This window comes from Paenibacillus sp. sg306046, assembly GCF_059821225.1.
On sequence record NZ_JCAMRT010000003.1, the window covers coordinates 257,632 to 278,942 of the forward strand.

Sequence of the window (21,311 nt, forward strand, 5' to 3'; positions counted from 1 at the left end):
CTCTCTGCCAGCCCGATTACCAGATCAGCTCGTGGTCGGGACGACGGTATTGTCCATCGCGCATCGGCGCCTGGTCGAACACCTTTCTTCCGCTATAAAATGGATGCTTCGTCCCGCGTGGCGTAATATCGACAACATCGTCGCCCCGCCAGGACGTCTCAAATGTCTGATTCATCGCCGTTTCCGTCGTTTTGCGCAAGCTGAGCGGGAACTTTACCGTGATGCGTTCGCCTGCGCGGGCAGCGCCCAGCAGCAGGAAGTGGCGGTTCAGCCAGCGGCTTGGCTCACTGCCCGTTCCTTCCGTCACAGTCCCTTCATATTCGCGTGTAAACGCTACCTTCGTAAAGCCGGCCCATTCCGGGATGCGGACGCTGAGCTGTCGAATGTCCTGGTTGACCTCCAGCACGACCTTGCCCTCATGCGGCAAATAGCTGCTTACATCGACCCAGGCCGAGCCGCGATTTAACAGGAAATTGACGCTGACCGCGCCGTTTTTCTCCGTAATGGCACTGCTCCAGCCCATAAACAGCCCCCGGGTGCCCGAGCCCAGGCAGCAAAGCTGCAGGTCGCTCGTATGGCCGCGGCCTTCATTGACATCGCAGCAGAAATCATTTGGCGCGGAGTAGCCGGCAAACGAGCCGCGAGTCCGTTTCGCCACCTCGCGATACGTGATCAGCCCTTGAATGTCGGCCGGCACCTCCCGGCTATCCTTCACCCAGCTCAAATCAAGCAGCTGCGATTCGGTCAGATGGTTGCGGAGGAACCGCTCCACGACGCCCCAATATTCCACATAGCCGCTTTTGGCCAGCGAAATGCCGGTGGAGATGAGGTCTACAAGCGAGCAGGTTTCATGCTCATACGCTTGCTCATGCAGATCGCCCGGCGTCCAGCCGAAGGCCGTACATTTCGTCAGCGCCCAGTCGTAGCATTTTTTCACCCACGCAATCATGGAAGCGTCTCCGGTAAACGCCCCAAAACGGGCAATCGCATCCAGCGTCCCGATCCGCGTATGGAAATGGCCGCTGCGATAGGCGAGCGAATCGTTAAAGCTGCCGTCGGCGTTAAAGACGCCGCTGCGGTGTATAATCATCGCGGTGAAAAACTGGCACAGCTCCAGCGCATCCTCGTTGCCGGTCAGCTCATGATACTTGAGCAGCGGCATCACAAGCCGTCCGCAGAACGCGGCCGGATCGGGCGCAAGGCGCAGCTGCACGCCGTTGGCCGACGGCCAGCCCTGCTCCGTATATTCCGAAGCCGGGTAATACCAGACATCCCGCTCCTTCACTGCGATCCGTTTGAGCGCGGCCACATGTCGGTCGGCTACCTCGCGCACCCGCGTGTCACCGGTCGTCATCAGCCACGTCGTCAGCGACAGGATGACCGCGCGCTGGTCGATCAGATTCGCATTGGCTTCCCAATGCCCGTTTGGATTGACCTGCCGGTAGCTCATGCCGTCTTCCTTGAAGAAAGAGAGCAGATTTGCCCTATAACGCTCTTCGACCTCCGTCCCTATCGTTTCGCCGGACATGTGACGGGCCAAAATCATCCCGTCGATCATCCGGCCGTGCGATGAGCCATAATCCCAATCGCCGTGTGTCATATAGGGGGTATCTGACATCAAATTTGCGCTAAAAAAAGGGACGAAACCGTATTCACGATCGGCCATTCCAACCATCGCATGCAGCGCGTGCGCCGCTCGCTCCTCCAACATCAACGTATCGGGAATTTGCTTGCTGCTCATAGTCCTCACTCCTAGCTGAAAATTTGGCTTGTCTGCCGATGGTTCTCATCCTAATTGTTCATCGACGCAATAACAATGGGGGGAAACGGCTATTCAGAAGGGTTGATGACGCTTACGCCAAAAAGAGCCATCCGGCCGCAGCAGAATGACCCTTATACCCTAAAAAACGTACCGTTCATCCGATTCGAATGGCTGCTCTGATTCAGCGACCCTGTAACGTCCCCGATTACGCATACACAATCAGCACGGTGCAGGCGACTAAAACCGAATAAGCGATTTCCAGCATCCCGCTTTGCTTCACGGACAGCTTGACGCGGGGCGTCCAGATCGCACGAATCAGCAGCACCGCAAGCACGACAGCTATGCCCGGCGGGAAGATGACCAGCGCAATCGCAAGCAGCGCCGCATGGTAGCCGATGGAGAAGTACGTGTATTTGACATTATGCTTCTCGCGAATAATGGACTTTACAAAGAAAACAGTCCCGATGAAATACAGCATGCTGAGCGCAAACAGCTCCACTGCCACCCGCCAGTCCGTACCTCCGCCCAGATTATAGGAGATAAATACCATCAAGCTGAACATCGTCACGGCGGCGAGGTCATTCACCAGCGACCGCTCCCGGTTGATCCGGGCATAGCAGCAGTTGATCAGGAACAGTGGAAGCAGCACGACACCATACATGAGCAGCTCAGGCCGCACCATAAGCAGCGCCGCCCCGGCGGGCAGCAGCAAAATGCCATACAGCCGCAGCGGAGCCGCATAAATCGCCGTTTTCTTCGTACGTATACTTTGCAGGAGCGGGTATGCAAACAGGTAGGCGAGCAGCCAGCACAGGAACAGCAGCCCGTGCAGCCAGACCGCGCCTGAGGCGAACAGGCCGAACAAAAACGGAATGAGCAGCATCGACCAGGCGCCATGCTGATTCGGCACGTATCCTTTTCTCATGCGAGGTGCCTCTGGAAATAAATCCAGTAATGCAGCTCGGCCGCCTGATCGTGGGAGACAAAGCAGTCTCCGGTAGCCGAAGGCTCCAGCCGGGTCAAGCTTTCATCGAAGATCGGCACCGACAGAAACTGCGCCTTGTTGATATAAAAAAGCAGCTGCTGACGGTCTGCCGTCTGCTTCACCTTATGCAGCACGAAGGGCTGCGGCTTCGTTTGCTCCTCTCCGGAGCGGTCCTCGATCCAGATACGCACCTGACTTCCCTCATAAGCGGACAGCAGACTCTCCCAGCCCGTCATGACGCTTCCACTCCTGCGGCTGCGACGTTGCGCAATGCCCCGTCCGCTTGTGCCGCTTCGGCCTGCGGCTTGTCGTCCTTGGAGCCGCAATGCCGGCACTCCTCATGCCGCTTCACCTCGACCTGCATCCGAAAGCCCTGCAGCCACTCCCAGAACCGGGGCGGCGCTTCCTCCTCCAGATACGTCTGAAATTGCTCCTCCGTTGCCCAGCTTCCCCGCCCCTTGATTTCGACGAGCATAATTTCGACGCCTTCCTCGTGCTTCTCCTCCATGTACCAGCTGGCCGCCTCGGGGAACAGCCCCTTGAGCAGCTGTTCCACCGAGGCGGCGAAGCGGTCAGGCTGACCGCTTTCCCGGATCAGGCACAGATCGAGAAAAAACTCCGCAATCCGATTACTTTTGGCACTCATGTTACATGACCTCCTTGAGCGTATTGGAGCGTGTCATATCACTGAACATGGCGGTAAAATATTTGATCTCGCCTCCGTCGCTGCGAATGCAGTTGACGGTCAGCCATTCGAGGTAAATCTCGCCGTTTTTGCGCTTGTTCCAGATTTCCCCTTGCCAGCTTCCATCCTCGCGCAGCGCCTGCCACATCTTGCGGTAGAAGACGTCGTCCTGGCGTCCCGACTTGAGCAGGCGCGGCGTTTGGCCTACCGCTTCTTCGGCGGAATAGCCGGTCACCTCGGTGAAGGAGCCGTTGACAGACTGGATGATGCCTTGCGGGTCCGTCACCATGATGCATTGCGACGTTTGATTCACCATGCTGACCGACAAGCTGAGCTTCTCCTGGAAAAACATCCAGACGACCAAAATGAGACTCGCCAGCGCAATTTCCGATAAAGCCATAAAGCCGATCGCGTATTGTCCGGTCAGGTTGAAAATAAGCGTCAGCAGCAGCGGCGGGAAAAATCCGCCCAATCCGCCCATCGCTGAAATTAACCCGTTGGCAATCCCGGCCTGCTTCGTGAAATAGAGCGGAACCAGCTTGAAGATGGTCCCGTTCCCGGTGCCTGCGCACAATGCGATCGTCAGGCAGCCGACGGTGTACAGCTGAATCGAAGGAGCAAAGGACAGCAGCAGCGCCGAGACGGTCAGCCCGCCGAATACAAACATCAGAATGGCAAACGGGTTCCATTTATCCCCCATCCAGCCGCCGACCGGCCGCATAATCGTCGCCAGGACGATAAATCCGGCGGTACGCATCCCTGCATCGACCTTGGACAACGCGAAATGCGATACAAGAAAGTTCGGCAAGTAGACGGTGAACGCTACAAACGAACCGAAGGTGATGAAATAAAACAAGCAGAGCAACCACAGCTTTTCGTTACGGTATACACCTTTGATTTGCTCGGACAGCGAGGTAATGACCTTGGGCTCCTTGCGGTCCCCGAGCGTAAAGTTCAGAATGGCGAAAATACTGAGCAAAACCGCATACGCAAGCACCGTCTGCTGCCAGCCGAGAAAACCGGCCAAGACCGGAGCCGAAAACGCCGTAATCGCCGTTCCCAGGTTGCCGATCCCGTAGATGCCGTTGACGAAGCCGTGTTTTTCCTTCGGGTAATATTTCGGCAGCGACGTAACGCCTACGGAAAATACCGCGCCCCCGATGCCCAGAAACAGCCCGCCGATAATCAGGTCAAAAAACGAGCTGGCCATGCTGACCCACACAACCGGGGCCAGCAGAAGCAGGAAGCTGTACGCAAACAAATTGCGCGCGCCGTAGCGGTTCGTCCAGTAGCCGACCGGAATCCGCAAAATCGAGCCAAACAACACCGGAATGGCTGTCACCCAGGCGAGCTGTCCCGCCGTAAGCTGAATATCCTCTTTAATGTAGGAAATTAACGAGGACAAAATAACCCACACCATAAACCCCAAAACGAGACTGAGGGTTTGCAGCGGCAACTGGACTTTAGTGACCTTCACGTTTGCGCTCCACCTTTCGGTATATGATCACAGCAATCGGAAACAACACAAGATTAAAGGCGGCAAATAAAATCGACAGCTCGTATTTCTGATGGTAATAATGATTGACCGTATACTGCGTACACACGATATTCAGCATCAGCACCAGGCTGAGCAGCGCAATCGCTTTGTAGTTACGTTTCATAACGCTTCACTCCCGTAGCGAAAATTGCGCCGTTCTCCTCGGCAAGCGTAATTTCCGGCAGCGGCCGGCGCGGAGGTCCGGCCGTCGGACTGCCCGACTTGACGTCGAAGAAGCCGTGATGACATGGGCAGACGAGACGTTCCTGCTCCTTGCTCCAGAAAACCGGGCATTTCAGATGTGTGCATGCGTTCTGATACGCCTTGTACTCATGCTCGCCGAGGCGAACCAGCAGCGCAGAGTCATGCTCGCTCGGATAAGCAAATTCGAGCGCTTCCCCGACCTTCAGCTGTTGAACGTCGGCAATTTTTTGCTGCGCGTGGCTTTGCTGTCCCCAGCCCATCAGCTCCTTGGCCGCCAGCGTGCCCCATGGCAGCGTCGATACCGCAAAAATACCGGCCGAACCGACCATCGTCTTCAGAAAGCCGCGCCGGTCAAGCAGACGCTCCCTGTTTTTATGAATATTATGGGTGTAATTATTTTCATCGAATGGAATATTGCTCGTATTGGCATGCTTGTTATCCATATCGAAACCTCCCCGGAATGTGCTGCCTGCTCTGTGGAAACAGCCCTTGTTATACCGAAAACAGCTTTTGTTTCCCTTGCAGAATGCCGGGAAGACTGATTTTCACATTCGTTTCCCCTTCCAGCGGATCAAGCGGCTGGTGACTGGCTACCCACTTGCCCAGCCGGTGCTGCTCCTGCTTCGCCGCCAGCTCATCCTCGGTAATCCACTGCAGCGTGTTGGTCGGGCACACCGATGCGCACATCGGCGGAATGCCGTCTTTGATCCGGTCGTAGCACAGATCGCATTTGTACATCAAATTTTGCTCTTCATCAAACTTCGGAATGCCGTACGGGCAAGCGATGGTGCAGTTTTGGCAGCCGATGCATTTCTCGACGAGCGCCGACAGCACCGCGCCCTCCGGCGTAATCTGGATCGCCTGGGCCGGGCAGCTGCGGGCGCAGGCCGGATTGACGCAATGGAGACACATCAGCGGGATCGTCTGCCGATTCACCAGCGGGTTCACATCGTATACGTAGTTGCGGTTGCGCTGGTCATGGCCGCCGCATTGCGTGCAGGCTGCGAGACAGCTGCGGCAGCCGATGCAATTGTCCATTTCGATATACAGAAGTTGTTTCACGTAGCTGCCACCTCTTTCCTGATGCTTGCCAGCTTCTCGATCTGGGCTGCGCACGCCTTGAACTCCGGCATTCTGGACATCGGGTCAAGCGCCGCGATCGTCAGCAGGTTGATCGACTGCTCATGGCCGAAGTGATACGGCACAAATACGGTGTCCTTGCGGATCGCCTCGGTAATTTTCACCTTGTAAAGCGCTTCGCCCCGACGCGTATACAGGCGAACGACCTCATCATGCTCGATGCCGTATTCCTGCGCCTTCTCAGGGTGCACCTCCAGGAACGGCTCCGGGCACATGTCGCGCAGAAACGGGATGCGCCGGGTTTGGTTGCCGGACAAGTAATGGTACACAACCCGGCCGGTCGTCATCCGCAGCGGATACTGCTCGCACGGCTCCTCAGCCGGCGGGCGGTAAGGCAGCGCGCAAATTTTCGCCTTGCTGTCCGGATGGTAAAACTTTTTGTCCAGAAACATGTACGGCGTGCCAGGATCGGCCTCGTCCCGGCATGGCCAGAAAACACCCTGCTGCTTGTCGATCTTATCCCACGTTGCGCCGTAATAGTCGGCATAACCGCCCTTGGATGCAAGCCGGAACTCGTCCGCTACTTGCCGCGCGGTCTGCAAATGCCGGAAATATTGCCCCCGGCCCAGATGCTCGGCCAGCTCCACCTGGATCAGCCAATCCGGCTTGGACTCGCCAATCGGCTCCTGCGCCTTGTTGATCTTGATGATCCGGCCCTCCAGATTGGTGACCGTGCCTTCATCCTCGGACCAGGTGACCGAAGGCAGCACCACGTCCGCAAATTCAGCGGATTCGGACAAGTAGAAGTCGGCGCATACCATGAAGTCCAGCCCCTTGAGCGCAGCGCGGACATAGTTCAGATTCGGCGCGGATACGGCCGGATTGGAGCAAAGCAGGTACATCGCGCGGATCGTCTTGTCCGTCATCAGCTCGAACATTTCATACGCCGATACGCCTGGACCCGGCATCTCCTCGGGCGTAATGCCCCAGACGCTGCACACTTCCTTGACGTGCTTCGGATTTGTAATTTTGCGGTAGCCCGGCAGCAGGTCGGACTTCTGTCCGTGTTCGCGTCCGCCCTGTCCGTTGCCTTGTCCAGTAAAGGTGGCGACGCCGGACTTCGGCCGGCCGATTTTACCGGTGACCAGCGCCATGTTGGTGTAGCCCGACACATTGTCCGCGCCCTTATGCTGCTGCTCGATGCCGCGGGCGAACAGAACGATCGCATTTGACGCTTTGCCGTAAATTTCGGCAGCCTTGATGAGCTTCTCCGGCGCAACGCCGGTAATTTCACTTGTATATTCAGGCGTGAATGCCTTGACAACCTCCAGCGTTTCCTCCAGCCCGGTCGTCGACTCGCGCATAAACGCTTCATCGGCATGGCCGTTCTGAATGAGCAAATTCACCATGCAGTTGGCAAGCGCCAGGTCCGTCCCCGGCCGAAGATCCAGATGCACATCCGCTCTTCTTGCAATCGGCGTCTCGCGCGGGTCGGCTACGATCAGATAGCCGCCGCGGTTCTGCACCTCCCACACCCGGAACATCGAGGTCGGATGGCATTCCGCCGTATTGCTGCCTGCGATAAACAAGCAATCCGTCTGGTGGATGTCCGTCCAGGGCAAGGTTGAGCCGCGGTCTACACCAAAGGAACGTAGGAAGCCTGCTGCCGCGCTGGACATACAGAACCGGCCATTGTAGTCGATATACCGCGTTTGCAAGGCCACACGGGCGAACTTGCCGGTCAGGTAGCATTTTTCGTTCGTCATGGACACGCCGCTGAATACCGACACCGCATCCTTGCCGTATTCGGTCTGCAGCTCCTTGAACCGGCGGGCGATCAGCGCGTACGCTTCCTCCCAGCTTGCCTCGCGGAAGCCTTCCTTCGTGCCCTTCTTCGACGCGTCATCCCGGATCAGCGGTCGAAGCAGCCGGTCGCCGTGATTCGTCTGCTGGTACGCCGTAACCCCCTTCGGACACATTTTGCCGAGCGTTACCGGCCAGTCATAACGCGGCTCGACGCCGATGATTGAATTTTTATCCGTATCTACCCGGAGATTCATCCCGCATTGCATGCCGCAATACGCACAGTGGGTCGGAACCAATCGTTCCTTTGGATGCAGCTTGTTGGCAATAACTCGAACTCCGTTATCCTTTAGCAATTTGATTGGCCTCCCTCACTTTAATTTCATGAGTGGCGATACCTGTAAACCGCGACATCCGGTATTTGCGCCGGCAGGGCAGACAAAGCTCGGCCAGATGGAAGCCCTCTTCCATCTTGAAGTTGATGCCGTTGAGCTTCAGCACGTCAATCACATCCTGCGATTGCTCGGCGGAGACGAACCCGGTGCTGCATACCTGACACGACTTCATCGCCTGCTGGCCGTAATGCTGCCGGTAGTTTTTGGCGAGCACGCTCATCGGACGGAACGGGATATGCGCCAGCTTGCCGAACGGAACATAAATCATCGTGATTATAACCGACCATTGGTGGACGAGCGACATCACGGGTTGTCCCCAGCCGTGCAGAACCATGTTGCTGAAGGTAAGCAGCAGCCCGGTGACGCTGATAAACAGCAGCATGTAAATCGGCAGAAAGTCGTAGACGAAGCTTTGCTCGGCACGCGCCTGCATATTTTTGAGCCGGCGGTACAGCGCCATGCAGCCCCCTGCGATGACCATAAACGCCGTAATGTTCAGCGCGTTGTAGAACAGGAAGGCGATCCAGCCGTCCGCTTTCACCCGCATGATGTCGATGCTGAAGGCGACGACGTTGTACATGCCGTTATCGTCCATCGTGAAGTACATCCAGCCAAACACCAGCGGGAACGTCACCATACATGACATCAGGCAGCCCCAGCCGAGCAAAATATGCTGCGTCCAGCGGTAGAAGCCGCGGTTCCAGACGAACCGGTACGTGGCCAGATGCTCGGCTGCCGTCTGAGGCGTACTGCGCCGGAACAGCAGCTGCAAGCCCTTTTTCATAATAATTTTAGTCGGCGGCCGCTCGGCCCAGGCGATGAAGCGGTAATAAAATCCGCAAATAAATACCGTCGTCCCCACCATATATCCATAGAGCGCCAAGTCGATATGTGTGAACATCCGCGTTCCGACATACACCAGAGCCAGCAGGCAAACCAGTGTCAGAAAAACCATCTTCGCGAATTTTGATGCGAATATCCGATCCATAGTGAGTTCTCCTTCGCCGTTGATTGACATGTTCATTAAACCATCCCGGCCTGACGCCGGATGTGACGTATCTCACGATTTTCAGGAAACCTCCGGCCGTGTTCAAAAGAATACACTTCTCCTCGCTGCGCAAGGAAAAGTGTAGGGTAACTCCTTTGAGTCAACCCGCAGTCCCGGGCGCACTCGAAGCCGGCTTCTCCAGCTCCGCAAATATCCGTGTCAGTAAAGCCTTCTCATCGTCCGTCAGCAGCTGCTCGGCCATCGGAAACAAAATGACCTCTTCCTTCATAAAATGGCTGGTCAAGATGGATACCGCTTCTACAAGATACGCAGCGGCGGCGTCCACGCCGCAACGGCCGGGTCTGCTCCAATCGCTTCCGCAGCTTCGCGAATCGAGGTCATCATTTGCGTCAGCGGGATATGATCTTCCTTCAGCCGTGCAAGCGGCGGGCATAAGACGACCTCCGCGCCGCCCTCGTGGCCATGACCTCCGCATGGAAAAAAGGATGGATTCATCGTAAAAGCCTCCTCTGGACCGGCGGGTCCGCTTATTGGGCAGCGCTGTAGCGCAGGAACAAAATATTGTTTTCCAGATGAATATGGCGGAACAGGTCAGACTCCAGCTCATCCAGCTTGTGGAACGTAATCGTATACGTCCGGCAAGCGCCCACCGGCAGCAAGTAGTCTTGGGTGACCGCCCGCATTTCCCGCAGCAGCTCGCCCACCCCGCTATGCTCGCCTTCCAGCTGGCCAATGGCGTCTGCCAGCCGTTGCCGCAGCTCGTCGGACGGAGCCGCCTCGTATGCGCGAATTAACGGAAAGACGACCTCTTCCTCCGCGATCAGATGCTGCTCCAGCTCCATTTTCATCTGATGAAACAGCGTATGAAGCCGAGTCAGCACTTCACCTTGCGACGGCCCGTGTACGCGCAGGATTTTGGTCGTGAACTCGCTCAGCAGCGGCAGCTCCTTCTGCAAATAGGCGTGATGCGTGCTCACGACATGGTCGATCAGCTCGGCGGACGACTTCTCGCGCCAATCGATGCTCTGATCCTTGTTCCGCTCCGCCGCTTCCACCATCTCGTTCAGGCGCTGGATAAAAGGCTCTGCCTCCAGCTCCTTCTGCTGCAGCACCGAGACAAGCGAGCGGTTGCCGCCGCAGCAAAAATCAATCTGAAACTCCTTGAACAAGTTGCTGGAACCCGGAAACACCGTAACAATTTGGCCTACATGCTCTTCTCCGTTAAATACATGACTCATCGTTCGCACCTCCGAAGGTTGGTTGGTTGCTTACTTTGTCGAACTGCTGACATAGGCGAGCAGAAGCTCGGCGGCCGACTTGCCCTGCCGGATGCAATCGGGGATGCCGACCCCCTGGTAGCCCGCGCCGCATAACGCGACGCCCGGCCAATCGGTTCGCAGCTCCTCCCGCACCTGCTCCAGCTGCTGCAGATGTCCGACCGGATACTGGGGCATCGAGTCCGGCCAGCGGGTCAGCTCGGTAAATAAAGGCTCTGCCGTAATGCCCATCAGGTCCTGCAGCTCCTCTCGTACATGGGACAGCAATTGCCGATCCGTTAGCCGGACCCACTCCTGCGCCCCCGCACGGCCGATATACGCCCGGAGCAACACCTTGTCGCCCGACGCCGTATGCAGCCATTTGGAGGAAGTCCATGTACAGGCGGTGATCATCCGCCCCTCCCGGCGGGGCACGACAAACCCCGACCCGTCGAGCGGACAGGTGATGTCGCTGCGCCGAAACGCAAGGGCGATGTTGGCGACCGACACGTACGGAATACGCTCCAGCTTGCGGGCCGCAGCCGTTCCCGGCAGCAGCTCGGCCGCCGCAAACGCGGGCACGGCCAAAATCAGCCCTTCGGCCTCCAGCTCGCCGCCCCGCTCCAGCCGCAGCCGGTAGCCCGACGGCAAACGCGTAATCGCCGACACCCCTTGCCCGGTCATGACCGGCAGCGGCTGCAGCGCCTGGACCAGACGGTCAACGAGTGAGCCAAGCCCGCCCTGCACCGTGAGAAACAAGTTGTTCCGCGCGATCTCCGGCAGCTCACGGCTCGCCTGCACATGCGCCTTGCCGGCCAGCATGCCGCGAATGAGGCTCCGATGCCGCCGCTCCAGCTCATGAAACTGCGGGAAGGTCGCCTGTACGCTCAGCGCTCGCATATCTCCGGCGTAAATGCCTGCCAGCAGCGGCTCGGTGATTTGTTCCAGCACCTCCCGGCCAAGCCTTCGCTCGATAAAGGAACCGAGCGATTCGTCGCCGCTGGCCTGTCTGCGCGGCAGCAGCAAATCCAGCGCCGCGCGGGCTTTGCCCAGCGGCGAGATCAGACCGGTGCCGATAAACGGCGTCAGCCGCGTCGGCACCCCGAGCGCCAGCCCGGGCGGCATCGGGCGCAGCCGGCCCTTATGCACAATATAGCTGGCGCGCGCCTGCGGGTTGGTCGTCCGCCATTCCGCGTCCAGCCCCAGCTCCCGGGTCAGTTCAATAATGGGCAGCTTGCGCGCCATAAAGGAATCCGGGCCCTGCTCGATGACACAGCCGTCGCGATGGAGGGTGCGAATTTTTCCGCCGAGCTGCCCGCTCCTCTCGATAATCGTCAGCTCAACGGGCTGCGATTGCTGCGCAGCCTGTTTCTTCATATAATAAGCGGCGCTTAAACCGGTGATCCCGCCGCCGATGACCACGATCCGCTTAGGCGGCTTGTTCATCGTGACCGTCCCCTTTCTCTGCACACGTCTACTTGAGACTGCCCGGCAATGACTTGGTCAATATCCCCGATTGGGTCGCTTGCGCGGGGGTTACCGCTGGTCGTACGATATGCATCGTTCCATCTCCTCCTCATCCGAAAGTCTGCCGCACATCTGCCGCGCCTGCTCCGTGTAGCTGTTGTAGACCAACAGCTCGTTCAGGTCAGTAGTCGTTTCCACATTGAAGCGCGAGGGAATCCAGTCCGCGCTGGACATCGCAGGTCGTATCATCCGAATTGTTCGCGCAAGCAATCCTGTCAGACGCGATTGCCCGGCGCTCCTTTCAGTTCTGTCACGCTTGACACGCCTTAACGTACCATAATCGGACGCCCCGGAATGTGATGCCCGTCATAGGAACAGTACGCGTAAAAATTTTTCACTTACTATGACACACATCACATTTCACCTCTCGCCCACCTGCTACTGTAGGGACTGTAGACGAAATCGAACGAAGCAATGGAGGCGAACCGAATGTTTTGTTATCAATGTGAACAGACGCCAAGCGGCGGCTGTAAAGTGATCGGTGTATGCGGTAAAGATGAAACAATCGCAAGCTTGCAGGATACGATGATCTTTGCGCTCAAGGGAATTGCAGCGTATGCGACTCATGCCCGCCAGCTTGGCTACACCGATCCGGATGTGGACCGCATCACTCACGAAGCGCTGTATATGACACTTACCAATTCCAACTTCAACTTAAATGAGCATATTGAAATGGCGATGAAGGTCGGCTCGGCCGCCGTCAAAATTATGGACGTTCTGGACCGCGCGCATACGACGCATTTCGGCGTGCCGCAGCCGGTCAAGGTGTCGCAAAACAAAGTCGAAGGCAAAGCGATCGTTGTTACCGGCCACAACTTGTACGCGCTGGAGGAGCTGTTGAAGCAAACGGAGGGCACTGGCATCAACATTTATACCCACTCCGAGATGCTGCCTGCCCACGGCTATCCGCAGCTCAAGAAATACGCGCATCTGAAGGGCAATATCGGGAAGGCCTGGTATGACCAGCGCCGGTTGTTCGAGAAATTCCAGGGAGCGATTTTGGCGACCACCAACTGTGTCATGCCGATCAAGGGCTCGTACGCCGACCGGTTTTTCTCGTACGAGGTTGCCGGGCTGGAGGGCGTAATGAAAATTAACGGGGAAGACTTTGCTCCGCTGATCGCAAGAGCCTTGGAGCTGCCGGATGCCGATATGGAATCCGAGCAAACGCTGATTACCGGCTACCATCACGAAACGGTTATCGGGCTGGCTCCCGAAATTATCGCGGCGGTCAAGGCTGGGAAAATCAAACGGTTTTTCGTCATCGCAGGCTGTGACGCGCCGGGTAAGGAAGGCGAATATTACCGCGAGCTGGCGACATCGCTGCCGAACGACACCGTTATTTTGACGACCTCGTGCGGGAAGTTCCGCTTCAATGATGTAGACTACGGCACGGTCGGCGATACCGGCATCCCGCGGTACATTGATCTCGGTCAATGCAACAACTCCGGCTCCACGGTCAAAATCGCGCTGGCGCTGGCCGACGCCTTCGAATGCAGCGTCAACGACCTGCCGGTGAGCATCGTCTTGTCCTGGTTCGAGCAAAAGGCGGTCGCCATCCTGCTCGGACTGTTCAGCCTCGGCATCCAGGATATCCGGATCGGACCGAAGGCTCCTGAATTTATTTCGCAGGGCGTGCTGGATGTATTGGTGCAAAACTTCGGATTAAAGCTGATCGGCAATGCGCAGGAGGATATGGCGACGATGCTGGCGCTGCACTAAGCGCGGAAGGATTGCGTAGTACCTGCGTCGTACCGGGAACGTCACGGATAAAGCGCGGTTCAAACGACGCAGTAATATTTATCACAGACGGCTGCACGGCTGCTCTCCTACAATAAAATAAACGGGCTTTAGTCCCTCCAAGGCGCTTCCAAAGCTTTGGGGGGATTTTTTGTCAGCCGAAAGGGAGTGGCCTCAATGAAACAAAAAATCGAGCTGCTGCAGCAGGTTCCGCTGTTTCACGATCTGACGCCGGAGGAGCTGACGCGCATCTGGGACTTGGCGATCCATCGCTCGTACCGGAAGCGGACCGCTATCTTTACGGAAGGCAGCGAAAAGGAAGCGGTATTTTTCATTCAGGACGGGCTGGTCAAAACCTATAAAACCGACGAAAACGGACACGAGCATATCGTGTCATTTCTACGGACCGGGGACATGTTCCCCCATACCGGCTTTTTTAATCCGAATCCTTACCCGGCTACCGCCGAAGCGATTTTGGACACCCAGCTGCTGGCGATCCCCGTCCATGCCTTCGAGCAGCTGATCACCAGCACGCCGGCTATTTCGACCAAGCTGATGCGGATGATGAGCTACAAAATTCGCGAGCTGCAGCAAAAGCTGCAGGACCTTACCGGCCAGGACGTGCAGGACCGGGGGATCGCCTTTCTGCTCAAGCTGGCTGAAAATTACGGCACCGTCAAGGACGGCTGCATTCATGTGGAGACGCATATGACCAATCAGGAGCTGGCCGGCGCGATCGGCACGACCCGCGAAACCGTCAACCGGCTGTTCAGCCAGCTGCGCAAGGAAGGTGTTGTGCTGCCCAAGCGCAGCAGCTTTACGATTCTCAACTATGACGCGTTGAAGGCTTGGGGCAGCAAATAAAGCGATGGTGATGAGCGGGGAGCGCTGGACAGATGAAACAGCCACGTTGAATTCCTCTAGTATCCCGAAGACCGCTCGGCTTTCCAAGCCTGCGGCGTATAGGCGCAGTACGGGTCGCTTTCCAGGTAATCGCCCGTTGTCGCGTACGCCCGGGCCCGGGAGCCGCCACACAGCGACTTGAACTCGCAGACGCCGCACTTGCCCTTGAGCAGCGACCTGTCGCGAAGCTGGCGCATGACCGGCGCATGGCGGTAAATGTCCGGCAGCCGCTGCTCCCGCACGTTGCCGCAGGCGACCGGCAGGAAGCCGCTAGGATACACATCGCCCGTGTGGGTGATGAACACAAAGCCGTCTCCGTCGTTTACCCCTTTGGGCGCGCGCCCCAGCAGATCGGCCCGTTTTCCCGCCGCGAAGCCGCCGGATGCGCCGGATAACGCGGGCCCAGCCCCCGCCGCTGCCGCCCGCAAACGCTGCTGCTGCACAAAAACACGCCGGTAATGCGGCGCTTCCGTCGCCTTCACACTATACGGCATAATGGACTGGAGCTGGCACAGCCAGCGCATGACCTCCTCATGCTGCTCCGCCGTAATCATATCCTGCTCCATCCCCCGCCCCGTCGGCACAAGGAAAAAGACACTCCACAGCACGACGCCCAGCTCCTTCACCTTCTCTGCAATCGCCTCCAGATCGCCCAGGTTGTAACGGGATACGGTAGTGTTCACCTGAAGCGGTATCCCCAGCTCCTGCAAATACGAAATGCCTCGCATCGTCACCTCATACGAGCCCCGCGTTCCGCGAAAATGATCATGAATGTCCGCGCAGGAGCCATCCAGACTGAACGCCCAGCGCGACAAGCCGACCTCCTTGGCCCGACGCACCGCTTCACGTGTCACACGGGGCGTAGCACTGGGTGTCATCGACACCGGCAGCTGCTTCTCCTCAATGGCATATCGCGCCAGCTCGAACAGATCGGGACGCATCAGCGGATCACCCCCGGTAAATACAAACAGCGGCCGCTCCAGCTCCGCGATATCGTCGATCAGCCTTTTCCCTTCTTCAAATGTCAACTGCCGCGGATCGGCGCGAACCTGTGCCTCCGCCCGGCAATGCAAGCATTTCAGCGCGCAGGCGCGGGTCACCTCCCAGATGACGATAAACGGATTTTCGTTATAATCCCGTTCCTTGCGATGCAGCATGGTCAGAGCCTCCTTGTCGTTTCATCGTTTGCAATACCCGAGCCATTTCCCATCTGGCTTCTGCGACAATGGCTTCGATCTCGGCGCGAGTCGGCTGATCGAGATGAATGCCAATCAACACGGCGGCTGTTATCCCGAGCGTCTGCGCCGCCAGCGCCGCCAGCTCATCAGCCAGCTCGCCTTCGCGATGTCCGGGTACAATCACGCCTGCGCAGCTCGCAGCGGGGACGACAGCCTGTGCAGTCCTTGCATCTGCATCGGTCCGACCAGCCTCATATGTGCCGACCGTTTCCGCTTCCGACTGACCCGTGCCATGCGTGCCGACCGCGTCTGCTCCCGGCCAGGCCAGCGATGCCGCTCCAAGATGCGCCACGCCGCCCGTGACGAGAAATACCCGATCCTCACCCATCGGCAGCACCCGGATCTGAATGGCTGCATTTCTCCGCTCGCCCGCGAGATGCCGCTCATCTAAGGCCGCCTCTCTCTGTTTGTCCATGTCTGGCCTGCTGCTTGACTCCGTCATGAGCTTATCTTCCCTCCTCACCCAGCATGCCCCCTGCCTGCTCGCATCGGGCTCATCACTCTCATTGAATTCTAACTCGTTTCATTCTAACGCAGTCCTCCTGTACGGACTATGACCGGCGTCACCTCACGCAAGCCGCTTGCCGCAAAGAAGACACAGCTTCCTGCCGCCGCTTGTGATGTCCGTCACAAAGTCAGGCGTGACCGTACCGTATAATGAGCATGCAAGCTATTTCTGCAGGAGGTGAACGTCCATGGCTTCCCAAGCTGCCCGGACTGTTGAACTTGATGTTCGTCCTTATTTACGCCAGAAGGCAGAGCCGTTCCAGCTCATTATGGATCATGTCAAATCGCTGGAAATGGATGATATCTTTGTGCTCCACGCCACCTTCAAGCCTTCCCCGCTGCTGGGCATTATGAAAATGAAAGGTTATGCGTCCAAAGTCGAGCAGTTGGCCGCCGAGCATTGGACGGTGACCTTCGTCCATAAAAAACACAAAGCATGGCTGGAATCGGCAGACGCTGCCCAGCCGCCATACACGCCGACCGAAGCAGACGCGGCGGCCCAGCCGAAAGGCCAGTGCCAGCCGGACTTTCTGACGGCTGCTGATACAACTGACACGTCTGCCACTGCTGCCGACACGCCTTCTGCTGTTGCCAGCCCAACCGACACGCCTGCCGCTGCCGCCCCTGCCGCAAGCGATGCCAAGGTAATCCGGCTGGATAATCGCGGGCTGGAGCCGCCGCAGCCGATGATTCGTACACTGAGCGCGCTGGAGAAATGCCGTCCCGGCGATACCGTCATCATTCATAATGACCGCGTGCCGGTGTTCCTGATTGAGGAGTTAAACAATCTCGGCTGCCTGTACGAAATCGCCAACCAGCCGGATGGCTCGGCGCAAGTGACCATCCGCAAGCCTGCCTTGGGTATAAGCTGATGTTCCGCCTGCCATTTTTGTTTATCGTCACCGGCATTGTCGGATTTATGCTGTTTCATGGCTCCTCGCTTGTGTCGCTGGCAGGTTGGATCACCGACTATCCACGCGGTCCAGCGGGCTGGCTGCATGCGCATCTGCTTATTTTAGGCTGGGCGACGATCGTTGCGATGGGGGCAGTATACCAGCTGATCCATGTCATCCTGCAATCGCAGCTATACAGCGAACGGCTGGCTTATGTGCATTACGGCTGCTTTACGGCCGGGGTGGCCGGGCTGCTTTACGGCTTTGGAAGCGGGAAGGTCGTCTGGATTGCGGCATTCGGCACGCTGGCTCTGATCGGCATTTTGCTATTTGCCTGGAACCTCGGCGTTACGCTGCTCCGGGCAGCGCAGTGGAATGCCATTACGATCAGCGCGGCTTGCGCGATCCTTTGCCTCGTGCTGACGGGACTGTCCGGGATGGCGATGGGATTGAATTTTGCGCTGGGAGCGTGGAATACGCTGCATGAACGGCTGTTCGGCGCGCACATCTGGCTCGGCATGCTAGGCTGGTTCGGACTGCTCATTACAGGGTTCAGCTATAAAATGCTGCCCATGTTTTACTTGGCGCACGGCTTTCCAACACGGCTGCAGACAGTCACTCTCCTGTTGTGGAATGCCAGTGTCCTGCTGGGCGCCGTCGCCTTTCTGCTGGATTGGGGCTTCTGGGGAATATGGACCGCTTTGCTGCTGCTGGCGCTGGCCTTGACTGCATACAACCTGCATATCCTGAACATCCGCAAGCATCGGCACAAACGCACACCGGGCAGCGGCATCGCCTGGTCCGTCTACAGCAGCCAGCTGCTGCTTGTGTTTGTGATCGGCCTGCTGCTCTACACCGCTGCAAAACCGCAGGCGCTGCTTGCAACCGACACCGTAACGCTGGTCGGCTGGGTGTATATGGCCGGTTGGGTGGCGTTCACGATTTTGGGGTACATGTCCAAAATCGTGCCGTTTCTGTGGTGGACACACAAATACGGTCCGCAGGCGGGCAAGCCCGGCGTTCCGACGATGGCCGGACTGCTTAACGAACGTGCGGTTCACTGGGCGCTTGGCGTTATCGCCTGCTCCCTGCTGCTGCTGTTTGCGGGACTGGGGCTTCGTGCACAGCCCGTCGTCTGGACTGGCGGCGTTGCCTTCTCGCTCAGCTCGCTCGTTTATATTGCGATGATTGCGTTTGTATTCAAACGATAACCGATCCCAAGGAGGAATGTGACATGACGCACGCCGAAACCGAAGCTCAGATTCGTCAGCTGTTGCGGCAAGTTTTTGATCCGGAGCTGGGCATTAACATTGTGGACCTTGGCTTGATCTACGGCATTGAGCATACGGGAGAAAAGCTTGTTGTCCGCATGACCTTGACGACACCCGGCTGCCCGCTGCATGACACGATTGTCGGAGGCGTCCGCTACGTGCTGGAGCAGCAGACGAACGCCCGGTCTGTCGAGGTCCAGCTCGTGTGGGAACCGGCCTGGACTCCCGCCTATATGTCGTCCGAGGCGCGGGCGCAGCTCGGCTACCGCTAGTACAGCGGCTTCGACCGCAGTCGTCTCACGAAGCCGTCAAGGAACATGGGCAGCCAGGCGGCTTGCAGCATCCTGTGAGATCCGTCACTTCACAAATACTAGATGTTGGTTTATGATCATCAACGACAACTATTTCGCTGCTGATCCACAGCTGGAACGGGGCTGCCGTTTACATTTCCGCTGATGACGGTGCCGATTGATGACGCCTTCGACTACAGCAACCCGCTGTTCCTCGACCTGCTGGACGGCATGTACCTCTGGGGCGGCGTCTACTTCGAAAATTTCCGGACCGCTCCGTTCGAGCGCGAGCATTACCGGCTGCTTAATCCGTACATCAAGCCGCGCGACCCGGAGGTAAGCCGCAGCTTGTGCTGCCGCCTGCAAATTGATCTGTCTGTCCTGTCAGGAGTTGGCAGCGGCATTTTCGGCAGCTCCACCGACTCCACCGGCGCTGTCCAGGTGCTGAACATAAATTTGAACAGGGTGCTGATGGAATACGGTCCGGTCGAAGCGCGGCGATTCCCTCGGCTGGAGGAGCTGCTGGAGCTGATGCAGCAGGGACATATGGCCAAACGGCAGTGGATCGAGCGAAACAAAGAGCTGTACCCGACCTTCTTCGCGTTAAATCGTAATTTGTCCAACTATTTTAATGTGTTTGCGGTAACGGGCATGCATGAGGGACTGATCAATGCGGGCATCGCAGACGGGTTAAATAACCCGGAGGGCCAGCAGTTGGCCCATCGGATGATGCAATTTATGACCGAGGTGATTCACCGGTTTATTGTACGGGATCAGGTCGCATGCGGGATCGAATACGCGCCGGGCGAAAATGCGGCGATTCAGCTCGCGCGCCATGATGTGCGCTGGGGGAAGCGCCACGGCCGGGACATCTTCGTCCAAGGTGCTGGCGACGATGTGTATTTGACCTCAGGCTGCATGCTGCCCTTCAGCGAGGACGATTTCCTGCGGCAAATCGAAAACAGCGCGGAGTTTCAGGCGTATGCCACGTCGGGCAGCATTCTGCACCATTTTCTGGAAAGCAAGCTGCCGCCGGAGCGTCTGGCCGGTTACTTGAAGAGCATCTTCGACAAGCCGATTCAATATTTGACGCTGACGCCCACCTTGACCAGCTGCCTGAGCTGCGGTCAGCAAATTGTAGCCGAGGACGGCAAAAATCTGGACGCCTGCCCCGTCTGCGCCAGCGACGATCTGGCCACCTTCAGCCGGGTCATCGGTTATGTGCGGATGATTGCGCGCCGACGGCTGAAGGTCGACGAAGCCGGGTATTACACCGGCGAGCATAACTTCTGGAGCAACGCCCGGCGCTTCGACTGGAACCTTCGCAAGCGGCTGAAGGAAGCGGAGCTGTCTCTCCCGGCAGAACCGCTGGAGGCAGCTGCCCGGCCGTGAGGCTGGGCGGCGGCGGCGGGACGGGGGCATTGCCCAAAATCATAGGCTCCGCCTGCGGGTAACCTAAGAAGCAGCGGCAGCGGCTTCACCGGTTCATCGAGCTTTCTCCCCGCAGGACAGCCGGGTTCAGCCCCGGATTTTCCGACCAACTGTCTCCATTTTCTTTTCTGCGACTTCGAAGGTTCTAATAGCCGTAGTGCGCCTCCGTGCAAGCGCCGGATGTCGTTGACAGCGTGGCCGGAACCGCCGTGATCGTCGGGCTGACCGCATCCAGATCCGAATAAGCATTGCGGTTCGTGAACAGCTGCGCCTGCGGGCTGCAGAACGTGCGAGTAAAGTTCGGTCCGACCGGCGACGTAAACGAAACCTTCGTCAAGTCAGCCGCCGCATAGCCGGTAGCGACCAACGCATCATTTAACAGCCCTTCGAGCGGAGCGCCGTACGTTCCATAGTAGCCTGCGAACCCGTTGTTGCGTCTGCCCGAATATTCGCGATAGCCATACACGCCAGTACCTGCGCCGGTAATAGCCGAGCTGGTAATCGTGCCGACAGGCGTCGAGGCGCCATCCAGGTAGACGTCGATGGAGCTGGTTGTGTTTGGCCCCGCATAAGCGGCCTGCTCCGGCCGAATGCCCTGTAACCGTCAGCACAACGGCAAGCAGCATCGTGACCAGCATAGCAAGCAGCTTGTTGCCTGAACGATTAGCGAATAACCTATTCAAATGAATTCCTCCTCCAAGGTTCAACCTGCTTTTTATCCTTGAAATGCGGGTGTCCCCTCTGCCGCAACATTGTAAGCAGGCACGAAAGCCGCGCCTGATTTTGTTAAACATT

The 21,311-nt window shown here is 57.8% G+C and carries 24 protein-coding genes; 6 read left to right on the top strand and 18 right to left on the bottom strand.

Going from position 1 to position 21,311, the window contains the following annotated elements; all coding sequences use genetic code 11:
* Positions 1-16: 16 nt before the first annotated feature.
* The 15 genes from AC6ROY_RS04555 to AC6ROY_RS04625 form a co-directional block, all read right to left on the bottom strand.
* Complete coding sequence (locus tag AC6ROY_RS04555; RefSeq protein ID WP_500098840.1) at positions 17-1,741, bottom strand: glycoside hydrolase family protein; 1,725 nt, start codon at positions 1,739-1,741, stop codon at positions 17-19.
* 226 nt (positions 1,742-1,967) lie between these two features.
* Positions 1,968-2,687 carry a YwiC-like family protein gene (locus AC6ROY_RS04560; protein WP_500098841.1) on the bottom strand — a complete coding sequence of 240 codons (720 nt, stop codon included), beginning with the start codon at positions 2,685-2,687 and terminating at the stop codon, positions 1,968-1,970.
* Positions 2,684-2,983, bottom strand: a complete 300-nt coding sequence (locus tag AC6ROY_RS04565) for a hypothetical protein (protein WP_500098842.1) — start codon at positions 2,981-2,983, stop codon at positions 2,684-2,686. Before AC6ROY_RS04565 ends, AC6ROY_RS04560 begins: the two co-directional genes overlap by 4 nt.
* Positions 2,980-3,393, bottom strand: a complete 414-nt coding sequence (locus AC6ROY_RS04570) for a hypothetical protein (protein ID WP_500098843.1) — start codon at positions 3,391-3,393, stop codon at positions 2,980-2,982. Before AC6ROY_RS04570 ends, AC6ROY_RS04565 begins: the two co-directional genes overlap by 4 nt.
* A gap of 1 nt (position 3,394) precedes the next feature.
* Positions 3,395-4,909 (bottom strand): nitrate/nitrite transporter, encoded by a 1,515-nt coding sequence (locus AC6ROY_RS04575; RefSeq protein ID WP_500098844.1) that lies wholly within the window; start codon positions 4,907-4,909, stop codon positions 3,395-3,397.
* Entirely contained in the window at positions 4,896-5,093 is a 198-nt protein-coding gene (locus AC6ROY_RS04580) for a hypothetical protein (RefSeq protein WP_500098846.1), read from the bottom strand. The genes AC6ROY_RS04575 and AC6ROY_RS04580 overlap by 14 nt, the downstream gene beginning before the upstream one ends.
* Positions 5,083-5,616 carry a Rieske 2Fe-2S domain-containing protein gene (locus AC6ROY_RS04585; RefSeq protein WP_500098847.1) on the bottom strand — a complete coding sequence of 178 codons (534 nt, stop codon included), beginning with the start codon at positions 5,614-5,616 and terminating at the stop codon, positions 5,083-5,085. The genes AC6ROY_RS04580 and AC6ROY_RS04585 overlap by 11 nt, the downstream gene beginning before the upstream one ends.
* A gap of 49 nt (positions 5,617-5,665) precedes the next feature.
* Entirely contained in the window at positions 5,666-6,235 is a 570-nt protein-coding gene (locus AC6ROY_RS04590; RefSeq protein ID WP_500098848.1) for a 4Fe-4S dicluster domain-containing protein, read from the bottom strand.
* A complete protein-coding gene (locus AC6ROY_RS04595) occupies positions 6,232-8,412 on the bottom strand; it encodes a molybdopterin oxidoreductase family protein (RefSeq protein ID WP_500098849.1) in 2,181 nt (726 codons plus the stop codon). The genes AC6ROY_RS04590 and AC6ROY_RS04595 overlap by 4 nt, the downstream gene beginning before the upstream one ends.
* Complete coding sequence (locus AC6ROY_RS04600) at positions 8,399-9,439, bottom strand: hypothetical protein (RefSeq protein ID WP_500098850.1); 1,041 nt, start codon at positions 9,437-9,439, stop codon at positions 8,399-8,401. Before AC6ROY_RS04600 ends, AC6ROY_RS04595 begins: the two co-directional genes overlap by 14 nt.
* 160 nt (positions 9,440-9,599) lie before the next feature.
* On the bottom strand, positions 9,600-9,743 hold the full coding sequence (locus tag AC6ROY_RS04605; RefSeq protein WP_500098851.1) for a hypothetical protein: 144 nt from the start codon (positions 9,741-9,743) through the stop codon (positions 9,600-9,602).
* Positions 9,744-9,757: 14 nt separating this feature from the next.
* Entirely contained in the window at positions 9,758-9,955 is a 198-nt protein-coding gene (locus AC6ROY_RS04610; RefSeq protein ID WP_500098852.1) for a hypothetical protein, read from the bottom strand.
* A gap of 32 nt (positions 9,956-9,987) precedes the next feature.
* Positions 9,988-10,698, bottom strand: coding sequence for an iron-sulfur cluster repair di-iron protein (gene ric / locus AC6ROY_RS04615; RefSeq protein ID WP_500098853.1), 711 nt, complete (start codon positions 10,696-10,698; stop codon positions 9,988-9,990).
* 30 nt (positions 10,699-10,728) lie between these two features.
* Positions 10,729-12,162, bottom strand: a complete 1,434-nt coding sequence (gene hemG / locus AC6ROY_RS04620) for a protoporphyrinogen oxidase (RefSeq protein WP_500098854.1) — start codon at positions 12,160-12,162, stop codon at positions 10,729-10,731.
* Positions 12,163-12,252: 90 nt separating this feature from the next.
* A complete protein-coding gene (locus AC6ROY_RS04625) occupies positions 12,253-12,417 on the bottom strand; it encodes a hypothetical protein (RefSeq protein WP_500098855.1) in 165 nt (54 codons plus the stop codon).
* Positions 12,418-12,672: 255 nt separating this feature from the next.
* On the opposite strand from AC6ROY_RS04625, the gene hcp reads away from it, so the two are divergent.
* Positions 12,673-13,965, top strand: a complete 1,293-nt coding sequence (gene hcp / locus AC6ROY_RS04630; RefSeq protein WP_500098856.1) for a hydroxylamine reductase — start codon at positions 12,673-12,675, stop codon at positions 13,963-13,965.
* Between the two features lie 195 nt (positions 13,966-14,160).
* Positions 14,161-14,847 (top strand): Crp/Fnr family transcriptional regulator, encoded by a 687-nt coding sequence (locus AC6ROY_RS04635; RefSeq protein ID WP_500098857.1) that lies wholly within the window; start codon positions 14,161-14,163, stop codon positions 14,845-14,847.
* Between the two features lie 56 nt (positions 14,848-14,903).
* Here AC6ROY_RS04635 and AC6ROY_RS04640 read toward each other — a convergent pair whose 3' ends face one another.
* Both AC6ROY_RS04640 and lpdD read right to left on the bottom strand, forming a co-directional pair.
* The gene (locus AC6ROY_RS04640; RefSeq protein ID WP_500098858.1) at positions 14,904-16,043 is read right to left on the bottom strand and encodes a TIGR04053 family radical SAM/SPASM domain-containing protein; all 1,140 of its coding nucleotides are present in this window, start codon (positions 16,041-16,043) and stop codon (positions 14,904-14,906) included.
* Positions 16,015-16,539: a prenylated flavin chaperone LpdD gene (lpdD, locus tag AC6ROY_RS04645; RefSeq protein ID WP_500098859.1), complete on the bottom strand. Its 525-nt coding sequence runs from the start codon at positions 16,537-16,539 to the stop codon at positions 16,015-16,017. Before lpdD ends, AC6ROY_RS04640 begins: the two co-directional genes overlap by 29 nt.
* A 280-nt stretch (positions 16,540-16,819) precedes the next feature.
* Here lpdD and AC6ROY_RS04650 point away from each other — a divergent pair, with 280 nt between their 5' ends.
* From AC6ROY_RS04650 to nrdD, 4 genes are all read left to right on the top strand, one after another.
* Positions 16,820-17,503 carry a DUF2249 domain-containing protein gene (locus AC6ROY_RS04650; protein ID WP_500098860.1) on the top strand — a complete coding sequence of 228 codons (684 nt, stop codon included), beginning with the start codon at positions 16,820-16,822 and terminating at the stop codon, positions 17,501-17,503.
* Positions 17,503-18,735: a hypothetical protein gene (locus AC6ROY_RS04655; protein ID WP_500098861.1), complete on the top strand. Its 1,233-nt coding sequence runs from the start codon at positions 17,503-17,505 to the stop codon at positions 18,733-18,735. Before AC6ROY_RS04650 ends, AC6ROY_RS04655 begins: the two co-directional genes overlap by 1 nt.
* Before the next feature lie 23 nt (positions 18,736-18,758).
* Positions 18,759-19,067 carry a metal-sulfur cluster assembly factor gene (locus AC6ROY_RS04660; protein ID WP_500098862.1) on the top strand — a complete coding sequence of 103 codons (309 nt, stop codon included), beginning with the start codon at positions 18,759-18,761 and terminating at the stop codon, positions 19,065-19,067.
* Between the two features lie 162 nt (positions 19,068-19,229).
* A complete protein-coding gene (gene nrdD, locus AC6ROY_RS04665; RefSeq protein WP_500098916.1) occupies positions 19,230-20,477 on the top strand; it encodes an anaerobic ribonucleoside-triphosphate reductase in 1,248 nt (415 codons plus the stop codon).
* A gap of 184 nt (positions 20,478-20,661) precedes the next feature.
* Here the strand turns inward: nrdD and AC6ROY_RS04670 are convergent, their stop codons facing one another.
* Positions 20,662-20,982: a hypothetical protein gene (locus AC6ROY_RS04670; protein ID WP_500098863.1), complete on the bottom strand. Its 321-nt coding sequence runs from the start codon at positions 20,980-20,982 to the stop codon at positions 20,662-20,664.
* Between the last annotated feature and the right edge of the window lie 329 nt (positions 20,983-21,311).

Coding starts and splice junctions, on each gene's coding strand:
- ric (WP_500098853.1), bottom strand. CDS start 10,698: ATGAGTCATGTATTTAACGGAGAAGAGCATGTAGGCCAAATTGTTACG.
- lpdD (WP_500098859.1), bottom strand. CDS start 16,539: ATGGACAAACAGAGAGAGGCGGCCTTAGATGAGCGGCATCTCGCGGGC.
- AC6ROY_RS04580 (WP_500098846.1), bottom strand. CDS start 5,093: ATGAAACGTAACTACAAAGCGATTGCGCTGCTCAGCCTGGTGCTGATG.
- hemG (WP_500098854.1), bottom strand. CDS start 12,162: ATGAACAAGCCGCCTAAGCGGATCGTGGTCATCGGCGGCGGGATCACC.
- AC6ROY_RS04555 (WP_500098840.1), bottom strand. CDS start 1,741: ATGAGCAGCAAGCAAATTCCCGATACGTTGATGTTGGAGGAGCGAGCG.
- hcp (WP_500098856.1), top strand. CDS start 12,673: ATGTTTTGTTATCAATGTGAACAGACGCCAAGCGGCGGCTGTAAAGTG.
- AC6ROY_RS04650 (WP_500098860.1), top strand. CDS start 16,820: ATGGCTTCCCAAGCTGCCCGGACTGTTGAACTTGATGTTCGTCCTTAT.
- AC6ROY_RS04660 (WP_500098862.1), top strand. CDS start 18,759: ATGACGCACGCCGAAACCGAAGCTCAGATTCGTCAGCTGTTGCGGCAA.
- AC6ROY_RS04565 (WP_500098842.1), bottom strand. CDS start 2,983: ATGACGGGCTGGGAGAGTCTGCTGTCCGCTTATGAGGGAAGTCAGGTG.
- AC6ROY_RS04560 (WP_500098841.1), bottom strand. CDS start 2,687: ATGAGAAAAGGATACGTGCCGAATCAGCATGGCGCCTGGTCGATGCTG.
- AC6ROY_RS04570 (WP_500098843.1), bottom strand. CDS start 3,393: ATGAGTGCCAAAAGTAATCGGATTGCGGAGTTTTTTCTCGATCTGTGC.
- AC6ROY_RS04610 (WP_500098852.1), bottom strand. CDS start 9,955: ATGAATCCATCCTTTTTTCCATGCGGAGGTCATGGCCACGAGGGCGGC.
- AC6ROY_RS04625 (WP_500098855.1), bottom strand. CDS start 12,417: ATGTCCAGCGCGGACTGGATTCCCTCGCGCTTCAATGTGGAAACGACT.
- AC6ROY_RS04640 (WP_500098858.1), bottom strand. CDS start 16,043: ATGCTGCATCGCAAGGAACGGGATTATAACGAAAATCCGTTTATCGTC.
- AC6ROY_RS04655 (WP_500098861.1), top strand. CDS start 17,503: ATGTTCCGCCTGCCATTTTTGTTTATCGTCACCGGCATTGTCGGATTT.
- AC6ROY_RS04635 (WP_500098857.1), top strand. CDS start 14,161: ATGAAACAAAAAATCGAGCTGCTGCAGCAGGTTCCGCTGTTTCACGAT.
- AC6ROY_RS04600 (WP_500098850.1), bottom strand. CDS start 9,439: ATGGATCGGATATTCGCATCAAAATTCGCGAAGATGGTTTTTCTGACA.
- AC6ROY_RS04585 (WP_500098847.1), bottom strand. CDS start 5,616: ATGGATAACAAGCATGCCAATACGAGCAATATTCCATTCGATGAAAAT.